This window comes from Proteus sp. CA142267 (assembly GCF_003336825.1).
In the GTDB taxonomy this organism is placed as follows: domain Bacteria; phylum Pseudomonadota; class Gammaproteobacteria; order Enterobacterales; family Enterobacteriaceae; genus Proteus; species Proteus terrae.
In genome coordinates, this window is sequence record NZ_QPMG01000009.1 from 121637 (window position 1) to 135127 (window position 13491).

Sequence of the window (13491 nt, forward strand, 5' to 3'; positions counted from 1 at the left end):
TAGCCTCTTACTTTTTACACATAGGGAAACCAAGCGCTTCTCGAGAAGCATAATATGCTTCAGCAACCGCTTTGGTTAAAGTACGGATACGTAAAATATAACGCTGGCGCTCTGTCACAGAAATAGCTTTACGTGCATCCAATAAGTTAAAGGTGTGTCCTGCTTTTAAAATACGTTCATAGGCAGGTAAAGGCAGAGGTTTTTCTAACTCTAACAACTCACGAGCTTCTTTTTCATATTGCTCAAAGCAAGAGAATAGGAAGTCTACGTCGGCGTATTCAAAGTTATAGGTTGATTGCTCAACTTCGTTTTGATGATAGATATCGCCATAGGTGGTTTTACCTAATGGGCCATCACACCAAACTAAGTCATAAACGCTATCAACACCTTGAATATACATGGCAAGACGTTCTAAGCCGTAAGTGATTTCACCTGTAACAGGTTTGCACTCTAATCCACCTACTTGTTGGAAATAGGTAAACTGCGTCACTTCCATGCCGTTGAGCCAAACTTCCCAGCCTAAGCCCCAAGCACCTAAAGTTGGGTTTTCCCAGTTATCTTCCACAAAACGAATATCATGAATTGTTGGGTCTAAACCTAATTCTCTTAATGAGCCAAGATAAAGTTCCTGAATATTATCAGGTGATGGCTTAATGATAACTTGGAATTGGTAATAGTGCTGTAAACGGTTAGGGTTTTCACCGTAACGTCCGTCTGTTGGACGACGAGAAGGCTGTACATAAGCCGCAGCGATAGGCTCTGGGCCTAATGCACGTAAACAAGTCATTGGGTGTGATGTACCTGCACCCACTTCCATATCTAATGGTTGGACAATGGTACAGCCCTGGCGAGCCCAGTAATCCTGTAGTGTCAGGATAAGACCTTGAAAGGTTTTGGTATCAAACTTTTGCATGTTATATCCGCATGGCGATACATAGAATAAAAAGAAAGGTTTCAGTATACCTTCTAGACGAAAGATATACAGCAAGGAATGCGGGCAATTTTCCCTCGATCAAAAAAATAATCCCTTAATTGACTTTATGACTATGCTCAAAGAATTAGATTGAATTTTTTTTCACCTATTTACATGTATATTCATACAGTATATAAAATGGTGCTATTACAAGTTATTGGTAACAAGGAATGAGAAAATGAATAAACAGCGTTGCGATTGGGTAACTAATGATCCTGAATATTTGGCATATCATGATGATGAATGGGGTAAGCCTGAACGAGATAAATACAAGCTTTTTGAAATGATTTGTCTTGAAGGTCAACAAGCTGGGTTATCTTGGTATACCGTACTTAAGAAAAGAGAAGGTTATCGTCGCTGTTTTTTTAATTTTTCACCCGAAAAAATTGCCAAAATGACAGATAAAGATGTTGAAGCTTTATTGCAAGATCCCGCAATTATTCGTCATCAAGGAAAAATTAACGCTATTATTAATAATGCCCGTATTTTTATGGCAATGGAAGAAAAAGGCGAAGATTTTAGTCAGTTTATTTGGCAATTTGTTGATAATAAACCCATTATTAATCAATGGAACAATATTTCCCAAGTGCCCGCGTCTACTGAAATCTCAGATAAAATGGCAAAAACGTTGAAGAAAAAAGGTTTTAAATTTGTTGGTACAACAACTTGCTACGCTTTTATGCAAGCTGTTGGTATGGTTGATGACCATATTCTCTCTTGTTTTTGCCGCCAAGAAGAGCGTGAAAACGCCAATAAAAAGTAAAATATGAGTTGAGTTATCTTTAATCTAGATAATTGTTGGTTTTATATTTCAATATTTAAAATCATATTAATATTACTATTCTACCATTTCGATTATAACTATTGATGCAGGTTAAAGCTCGCGGTATGGTATTTCTTAACGAGAAAGCAACATAGAAGATACCTGCAAAGATGACTCAACTATCACAATTTGGGCAAAAGTTTGCTCAGCACTCAGGCATTGCTCGCTTGATGCAAGACTTAAATGAAGGAATACGTACACCCGGTGCTGTGATGCTAGGGGGCGGGAATCCTGCTCATATTCCTGAAATGGATAACTATTTTCGCCAATTACTTAAAGAAATGACCGAAAATGGCTCATTAAGTGATGCGGTTTGTAACTATGATGGCCCGCAAGGCAAAGATGCCATGTTACAAGCGTTGGCTGCATGTTTAAAGCAGAAGCTAGGCTGGAATATTTCGGCAAAAAATATTGCACTAACTAATGGTAGCCAAAGTGCTTTTTTCTATCTATTTAATTTATTAGGTGGCACAACCAAAGATGGGAAGAAACGTAAAATTCTTTTCCCAATTGCCCCTGAATATATTGGTTATACTGATTCTGGATTAGAAGAAGATCTGTTTGTTGCGAATAAACCAACAATAGAAATGTTGCCGAATGGGCAATTTAAATATCATGTCGATTTTGCTCATCTTGAAATTGGTGATGACATTGCCGCAATTTGTGTTTCTAGACCCACCAATCCAACGGGTAATGTAATTACTGATGATGAAGTTGAAAAGCTAGAAGCTTTAGCTAAACGGCACAATATCCCTCTGATTATAGATAACGCTTATGGCGTGCCTTTTCCGGGTATTATTTTCACTCAAGCAACACCTTGTTGGAATGACCACACTATCCTTTGTATGAGCCTGTCCAAGTTAGGCTTACCGGGTGCACGTTGTGGCATTATTATCGCCAATGAAGAGCTGATTTCAGCCATTACAAATGTTAACGGCATTATTAGTCTTGCACCAGGTGGAATTGGACCCGCAATGGCATTAGAAATGCTAAAACGCGATGATTTAATGCGGTTATCTCAAGATGTGATAGGGCCTTTCTATCATCAACGAGTACTTGAAACTATTAATATTATCCGCCGCTACTTACCTGAGGAACGTTGTCTTATTCATAAGCCGGAAGGTGCGATCTTTTTATGGCTTTGGTTTAAAGATTTACCTGTTTCTTGTGAAGAGCTTTATCGTCGTTTGAAAAAACGGGGTGTATTAATGGTGCCGGGACATTACTTCTTTCCGGGATTAGAAGATTCATGGGATCACGCTCATCAATGTATGCGGATGAATTACGTACCTGAGCCTGAATTGATTGAGAAAGGAATAAAAATTCTGGCTGAAGAAATCGAGAACATCTATCAGCCAGTGAATATCTAATAAAAATGCCCCTTCAGCGAGAAGAAGGGGCAAAGACAATAACGAGGACTTTTGAGCATAAGTTTGACGGAAAGAAATTGATTACTAAAAATTTAGCAATCCGTCTCAATCTAAATTTCTTAGCACGAGAACTATTAAAACAGACATTTATAAAATCTATGGCTTAAATAGGAGCCATTCATTGCCTTAATTGTCCCTCTGCTAAGCCAAATGTGGATTTTGATAACAAATTTGGTTCAACTATTTAATATATTTATTATTTTTACTACAAAGTCCATATAATAAGTGCCATTAATTGTGGTGTTATGATGCGTAAAAACATTGCTAAAGGGTAAACAGTGGCATAGGAAAGCGCAGCAGCCCCACTTGAGCTATGAATTGAGTTTGCGAAGGCTAATGCAGGGGGATCGGTCATTGAACCTGCCAACATTCCGCAGAGGCTTAAATAATTAAGCTTAAAGAAGACTCTGGCAATCACACCGACAATCAATAACGGTAATAATGTAATCAAAATACCATAACCAATCCAACTCAAGCCTTGACCATAAATTAAGGTTTCGACAAATTCACCGCCAGAGTTTAACCCTACCACAGCAAGAAACATGACAATGCCCAACTCTCGCAATGCCAAGTTTGCACTTGGAGGCATAAACCAATAGAGCTTACCAAATGTACCAATACGTCCTAAAATTAAGGCAACAACAAGAGGACCACCAGCTAAACCTAATTTAAGTGCCACAGGAATACCGGGAATAAAAATAGGAATAGAGCCAAGTAAAACCCCTAAGCCGATACCAATAAAAACAGGAAGCATTTGGACTTGTTCTAATTTCTGACGAGCGTTACCTAACAGGACTGTAATGGCTTCAATAGACTCAGGGCGTCCAACAACATTAAGAATATCCCCGAATTGCAACATACTATTATTGCTCGGAATAAGTTCGATACCCGCGCGGTTCAATCGAGTCACTACAACATCGTATTTTCTTTTAAGATCCAGATCTTTTAAACGTTTACTGAGCACAGAATCATTCGTTACGACGACTCGTACTGATTGAAGTAAATTTGTTGATGTTGAAAGTGAAGCATCGACCTCTTCACCAAGTACTAGACGTACTTTATTGAGATCTTCTTTTGAACCTACAATATGCAGTAAATCTCCCAACTGAATAATCGTTGAAGGCATAGGTACCATAATGTTATCTCCACGCTTTAAGCGGGAGCAGACGATGGCATCTTCATTGAGCAGAGGGATATCTTGCATTAATAAGCCATCTAAATTGGGGTTTTTAATCGCAATATTAATGGTATGTAGTGCATCTTTAGTACTATGTTGTTGGTTACTAAAAGCTTTTGCTTCTTCATCAATGTTGATTTTAAAGAACACACGAATAAGCCACATTACTAGCAGAATGCCACAGATACCCATAGGATAAGCCATGGCATAGCCCATTCCCATTTGCCCCACAGAAGTCGGATCAACATGCAGATCAGTCAGAATTTGTTGCCCAGCACCTAAAGAAGGGGTGTTGGTAACAGCACCAGAAAAAATACCCAAAATGATAGGTAAAGGAACGTCAAATAGACGATAAATAGAAGCAGTTATGACTGAGCCCAGAAGAATAATTAAGATGGCGAAGGCGTTTAGTTTTAAGCCTGAAACACGCAATGAGGAGAAAAAACCGGGGCCGACTTGGATACCAATGGTATAAACGAAAAGAATAAGTCCAAATTCTTGAATAAAATGAAGAGTTTGTGCATTAAGTGAAAAATTATAGTGTTGAGCAAAATGACCAATAATAATTCCACCAAAAAGAACGCCACCTATTCCTAGGCTGACTCGATAGATTTTGATATTGCCAATCCAAAGACCTAGAGCGCCTGCTAATGACAACATCACCATTGTTAATGCAATATCACTCATAAAAAAGATCCTGTACCCAAAAATAAAAATGAGAAAATTTGAGCTAAAACGATAAACCTATTTTGGCAAAGAATCATGAAAGTCGCTGTGTCTTATCGCACAGATTCAACATATATAGAGATCAAAAAAACAAGAAAGATAAATATAGAGTTAAAGTGTTTATTTAAAATAATGAAGGTTGAATTTTAATATCATCGAAACATAATAATTAATAATATTATTATTCTTTTTTTAATTAGATAAAGTGAAATATTCTCACGTTAGATTTATTTATTTAATGACAAAAAATTAAGCTTTTTTATATCATCTTTCTCTTGTTCTATAAGAGAAAACAGGTTTAACTATATGATAAAAAGCGTTGACTACGGATCTCGTTTTATAGGTGCCCTATGATATTCAGAACGATAAGTAAAAATTTAACATTAGTTACATTTTTGACGACATTACTGACAGGTTGCTCAAGTGTTATGACCCATGCAGGCCCGAATAAAGAACTTTATTCAGGAACAAAGAATAACATGACAATGCTAAAAGATGATGAAACCGGATGGGCAATGAAACCATTGGTTATTCTCGATCTCCCTTTTAGTGCCGTATTAGATACTTTATTATTACCTTACGATTATTATACTCAGGGTAATGATAAAAGTGATAATTCCCCTAAAGAACGCATAAAAAGATTGGAAAGTACAACTGCGAATAATAATCATGAAAATAAGAATTAATATCAAATTAATGACTAAATAATGAATAAGTAATTATATTTAGTCATTATCTGTTTATTTGATTATTTATTTAGTACCGTTTCTTCTTTAGGTCCAAACATTTTATTCAAACTATTAAGTTCTTGCATTTCCTTATCACATATTGCTTTTTGTTCTGCCAGAGGTGCTGTCATTATCTGCTTTTTGCTTTGCTCGAAGTTAGCCTTAATCTCCGGCATATTATGTTTTAGATCTTCTCTTTGAGAAATGTACTGAATAAATCTATCCGCTTCTTTAAAGTACACTCGGCAAGCATGAGCTGTAGATGCTTGAGCTGGAAGTGTGGTTGATAATAAAAGTAATGCGACACCCCACCAACATTGTTTCATTCTCTAAACTACCCACCTTATTTGACATAAGGGAATTATATAAAAAGCACACTAATTAGACGATAATAATTGAGAATAAATTTGTTATTTTTTTTCATGTTTTATGGGTAACGTAAAGAAAGCCATAGTAAAACGAAGATAGGCAGGTAAGCGTGTTACAATAACGCTAAAATTCGCCTCTTTTTATGATAAAAAAGTTAAAAATCAACCGTTTTGGTTGAAAACCATACGAACAGTCAGGCGATACTAAAAAAGTATTGACGGAGTGAGTTTCTGGCAGTAAGATGCACCTCGTTTTCGGCGAGTAGCGCAGCCTGGTAGCGCAACTGGTTTGGGACCAGTGGGTCGGAGGTTCGAATCCTCTCTCGCCGACCATATTAAGAACCCCGCTTTTAAAGCGGGGTTCTGTCGTTTTAGCCTTACCCAAATACCTCATTCTTATTTTTGATTTCACCATAAAAGGTGTTTTCTCTCGATCATCTTACTTTTATCTCATCTCTCCCACACATTCCAAACTCCCATGCAACTCAGAAACAGAGAACCGTGGAAATATTTTCCAAGTCAAGATAAATATTGGCTGAAAATGCAGTGGATTTAGCTGGCCCATAAAGTCGTTTAGGCATTAAATTATTTTAGAAATTTTTTAATAAACAACCTAAAGAAGTCTGTAAATTTTCTTCCAACGCCACTTTTATGGACGATAGAACTTCTGATAATGCTTAAATAATATAAATTTTTCACTATGAAAGAATTAAAATCATTAATAACAGACTGAATTTCATGGTCTTATCTAGTTAAGTGATTTGCTAAGAGCTAAAAATTGATATTTTTCACTCTATTGCCTGATTAAAACTAAAATCAGAGATCCTCTAGCAAGGTGACTATTTTTCTTCCATAACAGAATAAAGCACCAAGTTCTTTGTTTCATTTCAAAATATTCGTTCAATATTTAAGCGGTTAATCACAAATTATAGCTTTTTTTAAAATAGTCATTTCACTTAAGGATTTCTTAATGTGTGGTTTTATTGACTAGATATTAGTCACAGACTTATTTTTTTATTCTGAATTTGTTCGATATTCGTTTCATTTGTGTTTATAACTTGTTCTTTTTACCTTCTAACACCTTATTGACGTAAGGGAATACAGTTGGTTAATTGAACAATGACAAAATAAAAAGGTATTCCGTTTTTAAACAGGAAACCAAAACACAACAGAACAATTTCGGAGAGTAATGATGAAAAGCTCCAAAAAACAGACAGGAATTTTGACCGCAACAATTGGATTGCTCGCATTAGCTGTTTCTGCTGGTGTGCAGGCAAAAACATTGGTGTATTGCTCTGAAGGCTCACCTGAAGGATTTAACCCTCAGTTATTTACCTCTGGAACAACCTATGACGCAAGTTCAGTACCTATCTATGACCGTTTAGTTGAATTTAAACTGGGTACAACAGAAATCATTCCAGGCTTAGCTGAAAGCTGGGATGTGAGCGATGATGGCAAAGTGTATACCTTCCATTTACGTAAAGGCGTGAATTGGCATAGTAGTAAAACCTTTAAGCCAACACGTGAATTTAATGCGGATGACGTGATGTATACGTTTATGCGTCAAATGGATCCAAAACATCCTTACCATAAAGTGTCTGGTGGAAGTTATGAATACTTCTCAGGAATGGATATGAACAACATGATCGAGAAAATCGAGAAAGTTGATGATCATACCGTTCGTTTTGTTTTAACGCGTTCAGAAGCCCCTTTTATTGCTGATATGGCAATGGACTTTGCTTCTATATTATCTGCTGAATATGCGGATAATATGATGAAAGCAGGTACACCTGAAAAAGTGGACTTAGATCCTATTGGTACAGGGCCTTTCCAATTACAGCAATATCAAAAAGACTCTCGTATTCTTTATAAAGCTAATGACCAATATTGGGGTAAAAAACCAAATATTGACCGTTTAGTCTTCTCTATTACACCTGATGCCTCTGTACGATATGCAAAACTGCAAAAAGGTGAGTGTCAGGCAATGCCTTTCCCAAATCCTGCTGATATTGCGAAGATGAAACAAAATAGCGATATCAACCTATTAGAACAACCAGGATTAAACGTAGGTTATATCTCTTTTAATGTTGAGAAAAAACCACTGGATAACCAAAAGGTTCGCCAGGCATTAAGTATGGCGGTGAATAAAGACGCCATTATTGAAGCTGTTTATCAAGGCGCAGGTCAGAAAGCGAAAAACCTCATCCCTCCTACAATGTGGGGTTATAACGATGATATCGTTGATTACGAATATAACCCGGAAAAAGCCAAAGCACTGCTAAAAGAAGCGGGTCTTGCAGATGGCTTTACTATCGATTTATGGGCAATGCCAGTACAGCGCCCTTACAATCCAAATGCCCGCCGTATGGCTGAAATGGTACAAGCGGATTGGGAAAAAATTGGTGTTAAAACCAAGATTGTAAGTTATGAGTGGGGCGAATATCTCAAACGTGCTAAATCCGGTGAACACCAAGCAGTGATGATGGGTTGGACGGGGGATAATGGGGATCCAGATAACTTCTTCGCTACGCTATTTAGTTGTGCGGCAAAAGAGCAAGGATCGAACTATTCAAAATGGTGCTATAAGCCATTTGAAGATCTGATCCAACCAGCTCGAGTCGCAGCCGATCACGACAAGCGTGTTGAACTTTACAAACAAGCTCAAGTTGTTATGCATGATCAAGCACCTGCACTGATTATTGCTCACTCAACCGTTTATGAGCCAGTGAGTAAAAAAGTAGAAAACTACGTAGTCGATCCATTAGGTAAACATCACTTCGAGAATGTCTCTCTTAAATAATAGCAATACCTAATCGTTGGATTGCCTTAAATACGGTGTCTTTCTTTATGAAAGGCACCGCTATTCAATAATAACGAATACATTCAGTACACTGTGGGCGCAGGGGACTTTCCCCTGATTTATCAGCGCTATCTTTTAGCTGATGTTTGAAAAGAGAATTAGGATATGCTGCAATTTATCCTTCAACGTTTGGGACTTGTGATCCCTACGTTTATCGGAATTACATTACTGACGTTTATTTTCGTCCATCTTATTCCCGGTGATCCGGTAATGATTATGGCGGGTGAACGTGGCCTTTCTCCAGAGCGCCATGCTTATTTAATGGCAGAATTGGGGCTGGATAAGCCTTTATGGCAACAATATATCAATTACCTAAATGGCATTCTCCATGGTGATTTGGGTATCTCATTAAAAAGTCGCATTCCTGTATGGGATGAATTTTTACCTCGCTTTAAAGCCACTTTAGAACTTGGCGTGTGCGCCATGATTTTTGCGGTCTCAGTTGGGATCCCCGTTGGTGTTTTAGCTGCGGTAAAACGTGGATCTATCTTTGATCATACTGCGATTAGTGTGTCATTAGCAGGTTACTCCATGCCAATCTTCTGGTGGGGGATCATGTTAATCATGTTAGTGTCTGTGAAATTAGACCTAACACCTGTCTCTGGGCGCCTTGCTGATAGCGTCTTTTTAGATGACAGTAATCCACTCACGGGATTTATGCTGATTGATACCTTTATTTGGGGTGAGGAAGGTGATTTCTTAGATGCTGTCCATCACATCATTTTACCTGCCATTGTATTAGGAACCATTCCTTTAGCAGTTATCGTGCGTATGACACGCTCTTCGATGCTTGAAGTATTAGGCGAAGATTATATTCGTACTGCAAGAGCAAAAGGCTTAAGCCGTGCTCGCGTCGTTCTTATCCACGCATTACGTAATGCGATGTTGCCTGTTGTCACCGTGATTGGATTACAAGTCGGGACAATGCTGGCAGGTGCAATCTTAACAGAAACCATTTTCTCATGGCCGGGATTAGGACGCTGGTTGATTGATGCTTTACAGCGACGTGACTACCCCGTTGTTCAAGGTGGTGTGCTTTTAATTGCAACGATGATTATCTTCGTCAATCTGTTGGTTGATGTTCTTTATGGCATTGTGAATCCTCGTATTCGCCATAAAAAATAAGGAATGCATAAATGACTGAAAATAAAGTAACACCGGTCATCAGTGCACCGGCTCCCATGACGCCCTTTCAAGAATTTTGGCATTACTTTAAACAAAATAAAGGTGCCGTTGTTGGGTTAATCTATATTGTAATTATGTTGCTTATTGCATCACTTGCAGGTTTTCTTGCACCTCATGCCCCCAATGAGCAATTTCGAGATTTCTTATTGGCACCTCCTGTTTGGCAAGAAGGCGGAAGCTGGCAATTTATTCTAGGTACAGATGATGTTGGCCGCGATATTCTTTCGCGATTAATGTTTGGTGCTCGCCTTTCGTTATTGGTGGGCTGTATCGTTGTTGTGTTATCACTTATTTTAGGGATCATTCTAGGGCTGGCTGCCGGTTACTTCGGTGGTCTTGTGGATATCGGCATTATGCGTGTTGTTGATATCATGCTGGCATTACCTAGTTTATTATTGGCACTAGTATTGGTCGCTATTTTTGGTCCCTCTATTGTTAATGCTTCTATCGCATTAACTTTTGTTGCCTTGCCGCATTATGTTCGACTGACTCGAGCTGCTGTTTTAATTGAAGTTAACCGTGACTATGTGATTGCCTCTCGTGTTGCAGGCGCAGGTTCAATGCGTCAGATGTTTATCAATATCTTACCTAACTGCCTTGCGCCTTTAATTGTTCAAGCCTCTTTAGGTTTTTCTAATGCAATCTTAGATATGGCGGCATTGGGCTTTTTAGGTATGGGCGCGCAACCACCAACTCCTGAATGGGGAACCATGTTATCTGATGTGTTGCAGTTTACACAAAGTGCATGGTGGGTTGTGACGTTTCCTGGTCTGGCGATTTTGTTTACCGTATTAGCCTTTAACTTAATGGGTGATGGTTTACGAGATGCGCTTGATCCGAAATTAAAGCAGTAACGGAGTAAGAACATGGCATTACTAAATATTAATCAACTATCTGTTCACTTTGGTGATGAAGATACTCCGTTTAAAGCGGTAGACCGAATTAGCTATCAAGTTGAAGAAGGGCAAGTGGTCGGCATTGTAGGGGAATCTGGTTCGGGTAAATCTGTTAGCTCATTGGCGATTATGGGGCTTATTGATTTTCCGGGACGAGTGAGCGCACAAGAGCTCTATTTTGATGGTAGAGATCTTATGAAAATCTCTGAATCAGAGCGACGCAATATAGTCGGTGCTGATGTTGCGATGATTTTCCAAGATCCAATGACAAGCTTGAATCCTTGCTTTACGGTTGGCTATCAAATTATGGAGGCGTTAAAAGTCCATCAGGGTGGAAGTCGTAAAACACGCAAACAACGTGCTATCGACCTTTTAACACTGGTGGGAATTCCTGATCCGACTTCTCGCTTAGATGTTTATCCACACCAGCTTTCAGGGGGAATGAGTCAGCGTGTTATGATAGCAATGGCGATCGCTTGTCGCCCTAAATTATTGATTGCTGATGAACCAACCACAGCGCTGGATGTCACTATTCAGGCACAAATCATAGAGCTTTTGCTCGACTTACAAAAACAAGAAAATATGGCATTAGTGTTGATCACTCATGATCTCGCATTAGTAGCAGAAGCTGCAGATACTATTATTGTGATGTACGCGGGGCAGGTAGTGGAGTCTGGAAAAGCATCAGAAATTTTTAAAGCGCCTCGCCATCCTTACACTCAAGCATTATTAAGAGCACTTCCTGAGTTTGCGAGTAATAAAGCGCGATTAGCATCACTATCGGGCGTTGTACCAGGTCGTTATGATAGACCAACAGGTTGCTTACTCAATCCGCGTTGCCCATATGCTCATGATGAATGTTATAAGATTGAGCCAGAGTTAAAAGAATTAGGAACGCATCGTGTGAAATGTCATACACCGTTAGATAATGCAGGGAGACCTACCCATGGCTGAAGTTAATCCAAATGTATCAACTCCCTTGTTAAAAGCGGTTAATTTAGCGAAATATTACAGCGTAAAAGGTGGGCTTTTTTCAAAAGAGAGAACAGTTAAAGCCCTTGATGGTGTCTCTTTTGAATTAGAGCGCGGTAAAACCTTAGCCGTTGTTGGTGAATCGGGATGCGGCAAATCCACATTAGGCCGATTATTAACAATGATTGAGATCCCAACTTCCGGTGAACTTTCTTATCGTGGGCAAAATCTGTTAATTAAAGATAAGTCGGCTGAAAAATTACGTCGCCAGAAGATCCAAATTGTGTTTCAAAATCCTTATGGATCATTGAATCCGCGTAAAAAAGTGGGGCAAATTTTAGAAGAGCCTTTATTAATTAATACAACACTGAATGCCTCTGAGCGTAAAGAAAAAGTATTATCAATGATGGCTAAAGTTGGATTAAAAACAGAACACTATAGCCGATACCCACATATGTTTTCTGGTGGTCAACGTCAGCGTATTGCTATTGCGCGTGGTTTGATGCTTGATCCAGATATTGTGGTAGCGGATGAACCTGTTTCTGCACTGGATGTATCAGTTCGTGCCCAAGTACTGAATTTAATGATGGATCTGCAACAAGATATGGGGCTCTCTTATGTGTTTATTTCCCATGATCTTTCGGTTGTTGAGCATATTGCAGATGAAGTTATTGTAATGTACTTAGGGCGTTGTGTAGAAAAAGGAACAAAAGCGCAAATTTTTGAAAATCCACAACATCCTTATACGCAGGCATTATTATCAGCAACACCAAGATTGACACCTGAATTAAGACGAGAGCGTATTAAATTAACGGGAGAATTACCAAGCCCATTAAATCCGCCACCGGGTTGTGCTTTCGCTGCTCGTTGTCGTCGTGCATTCGGACCATGTAGTCAATTACAGCCAACATTAAAAGAGTATAACGGTCAGCTTATTGCTTGTTTTGCAGTGGAGCAAGATAACGCAATAGTTTAAATAAACACATTTCATTAAATAAGGACAATATATTGATTTATATTGTTCTTATTTTTTCATTAATAATATTTAATTAATCTTAACTAAATAATCTAATAATGATTTTATAGATATCAAAAATTATATTTATGTGAATTTTTAAAAATATAAACTTCAATAACATTAATGGAAAATAGTATTTTCCATTAAGAAATATACTGCGCTTAGTATTGTGTTTTAACTTAGAGTTAAGGGTTTAATAGCGTTTAATTTTATATGCTCTAGTGTTTTTTAGTGAATTGTATCTTTTTATTAATATAAAGTAGATTTGTTGTAAATAACAAAGAGAGAGTAAGATTTTATTTTTATTTTACTATTTTTATCTTATAACTATACTC

The 13491-nt window shown here is 38.1% G+C and carries 11 protein-coding genes and 1 tRNA gene; 9 read left to right on the top strand and 3 right to left on the bottom strand.

The window, feature by feature from the left end:
• Positions 1-7: 7 nt before the first annotated feature.
• Positions 8-913 carry a glycine--tRNA ligase subunit alpha gene (gene glyQ / locus C0T34_RS14535; protein WP_004246832.1) on the bottom strand — a complete coding sequence of 302 codons (906 nt, stop codon included), beginning with the start codon at positions 911-913 and terminating at the stop codon, positions 8-10.
• Positions 914-1151: 238 nt separating this feature from the next.
• Between glyQ and C0T34_RS14540 the strand changes: the two genes are divergently transcribed.
• Together C0T34_RS14540 and C0T34_RS14545 are read left to right on the top strand one after the other, a co-directional pair.
• Entirely contained in the window at positions 1152-1736 is a 585-nt protein-coding gene (locus C0T34_RS14540; RefSeq protein ID WP_109850375.1) for a DNA-3-methyladenine glycosylase I, read from the top strand.
• A gap of 170 nt (positions 1737-1906) precedes the next feature.
• Positions 1907-3166 carry a valine--pyruvate transaminase gene (locus C0T34_RS14545; protein WP_109850376.1) on the top strand — a complete coding sequence of 420 codons (1260 nt, stop codon included), beginning with the start codon at positions 1907-1909 and terminating at the stop codon, positions 3164-3166.
• Between the two features lie 265 nt (positions 3167-3431).
• On the opposite strand, the gene C0T34_RS14550 is transcribed toward C0T34_RS14545, so the two are convergent.
• A complete protein-coding gene (locus C0T34_RS14550) occupies positions 3432-5090 on the bottom strand; it encodes a putative transporter (RefSeq protein ID WP_098941690.1) in 1659 nt (552 codons plus the stop codon).
• Positions 5091-5479: 389 nt separating this feature from the next.
• Here C0T34_RS14550 and C0T34_RS14555 point away from each other — a divergent pair, with 389 nt between their 5' ends.
• Entirely contained in the window at positions 5480-5815 is a 336-nt protein-coding gene (locus C0T34_RS14555) for a YceK/YidQ family lipoprotein (protein ID WP_098941691.1), read from the top strand.
• A 62-nt stretch (positions 5816-5877) separates the two neighbouring features.
• On the opposite strand, the gene C0T34_RS14560 is transcribed toward C0T34_RS14555, so the two are convergent.
• The gene (locus C0T34_RS14560; protein WP_098941692.1) at positions 5878-6183 is read right to left on the bottom strand and encodes a DUF5339 family protein; all 306 of its coding nucleotides are present in this window, start codon (positions 6181-6183) and stop codon (positions 5878-5880) included.
• A 298-nt stretch (positions 6184-6481) separates the two neighbouring features.
• On the opposite strand from C0T34_RS14560, the gene C0T34_RS14565 reads away from it, so the two are divergent.
• From C0T34_RS14565 to dppF, 6 genes are all read left to right on the top strand, one after another.
• A tRNA-Pro gene (locus C0T34_RS14565) sits at positions 6482-6558 on the top strand.
• A gap of 859 nt (positions 6559-7417) precedes the next feature.
• Positions 7418-9025: a dipeptide ABC transporter periplasmic-binding protein DppA gene (dppA, locus tag C0T34_RS14570; protein WP_098941693.1), complete on the top strand. Its 1608-nt coding sequence runs from the start codon at positions 7418-7420 to the stop codon at positions 9023-9025.
• A gap of 165 nt (positions 9026-9190) precedes the next feature.
• Positions 9191-10210, top strand: a complete 1020-nt coding sequence (gene dppB, locus C0T34_RS14575; RefSeq protein ID WP_098941694.1) for a dipeptide ABC transporter permease DppB — start codon at positions 9191-9193, stop codon at positions 10208-10210.
• 11 nt (positions 10211-10221) lie between these two features.
• On the top strand, positions 10222-11124 hold the full coding sequence (dppC, locus tag C0T34_RS14580) for a dipeptide ABC transporter permease DppC (protein WP_075671338.1): 903 nt from the start codon (positions 10222-10224) through the stop codon (positions 11122-11124).
• Between the two features lie 12 nt (positions 11125-11136).
• Positions 11137-12120, top strand: coding sequence for a dipeptide ABC transporter ATP-binding protein (gene dppD / locus C0T34_RS14585; RefSeq protein ID WP_098941695.1), 984 nt, complete (start codon positions 11137-11139; stop codon positions 12118-12120).
• Positions 12113-13114, top strand: a complete 1002-nt coding sequence (dppF, locus tag C0T34_RS14590) for a dipeptide ABC transporter ATP-binding subunit DppF (RefSeq protein ID WP_098941696.1) — start codon at positions 12113-12115, stop codon at positions 13112-13114. Before dppD ends, dppF begins: the two co-directional genes overlap by 8 nt.
• Positions 13115-13491 lie beyond the last annotated feature (377 nt).

What these genes read in the sequence shown, in the direction of transcription:
- C0T34_RS14560 (WP_098941692.1), bottom strand. Translation starts at nt 6,183, where the DNA reads ATGAAACAATGTTGGTGGGGTGTCGCATTACTTTTATTATCAACCACA.
- C0T34_RS14540 (WP_109850375.1), top strand. Translation starts at nt 1,152, where the DNA reads ATGAATAAACAGCGTTGCGATTGGGTAACTAATGATCCTGAATATTTG.
- dppA (WP_098941693.1), top strand. Translation starts at nt 7,418, where the DNA reads ATGAAAAGCTCCAAAAAACAGACAGGAATTTTGACCGCAACAATTGGA.
- dppC (WP_075671338.1), top strand. Translation starts at nt 10,222, where the DNA reads ATGACTGAAAATAAAGTAACACCGGTCATCAGTGCACCGGCTCCCATG.
- C0T34_RS14555 (WP_098941691.1), top strand. Translation starts at nt 5,480, where the DNA reads ATGATATTCAGAACGATAAGTAAAAATTTAACATTAGTTACATTTTTG.
- C0T34_RS14550 (WP_098941690.1), bottom strand. Translation starts at nt 5,090, where the DNA reads ATGAGTGATATTGCATTAACAATGGTGATGTTGTCATTAGCAGGCGCT.
- dppB (WP_098941694.1), top strand. Translation starts at nt 9,191, where the DNA reads ATGCTGCAATTTATCCTTCAACGTTTGGGACTTGTGATCCCTACGTTT.
- C0T34_RS14545 (WP_109850376.1), top strand. Translation starts at nt 1,907, where the DNA reads ATGACTCAACTATCACAATTTGGGCAAAAGTTTGCTCAGCACTCAGGC.
- glyQ (WP_004246832.1), bottom strand. Translation starts at nt 913, where the DNA reads ATGCAAAAGTTTGATACCAAAACCTTTCAAGGTCTTATCCTGACACTA.
- dppF (WP_098941696.1), top strand. Translation starts at nt 12,113, where the DNA reads ATGGCTGAAGTTAATCCAAATGTATCAACTCCCTTGTTAAAAGCGGTT.
- dppD (WP_098941695.1), top strand. Translation starts at nt 11,137, where the DNA reads ATGGCATTACTAAATATTAATCAACTATCTGTTCACTTTGGTGATGAA.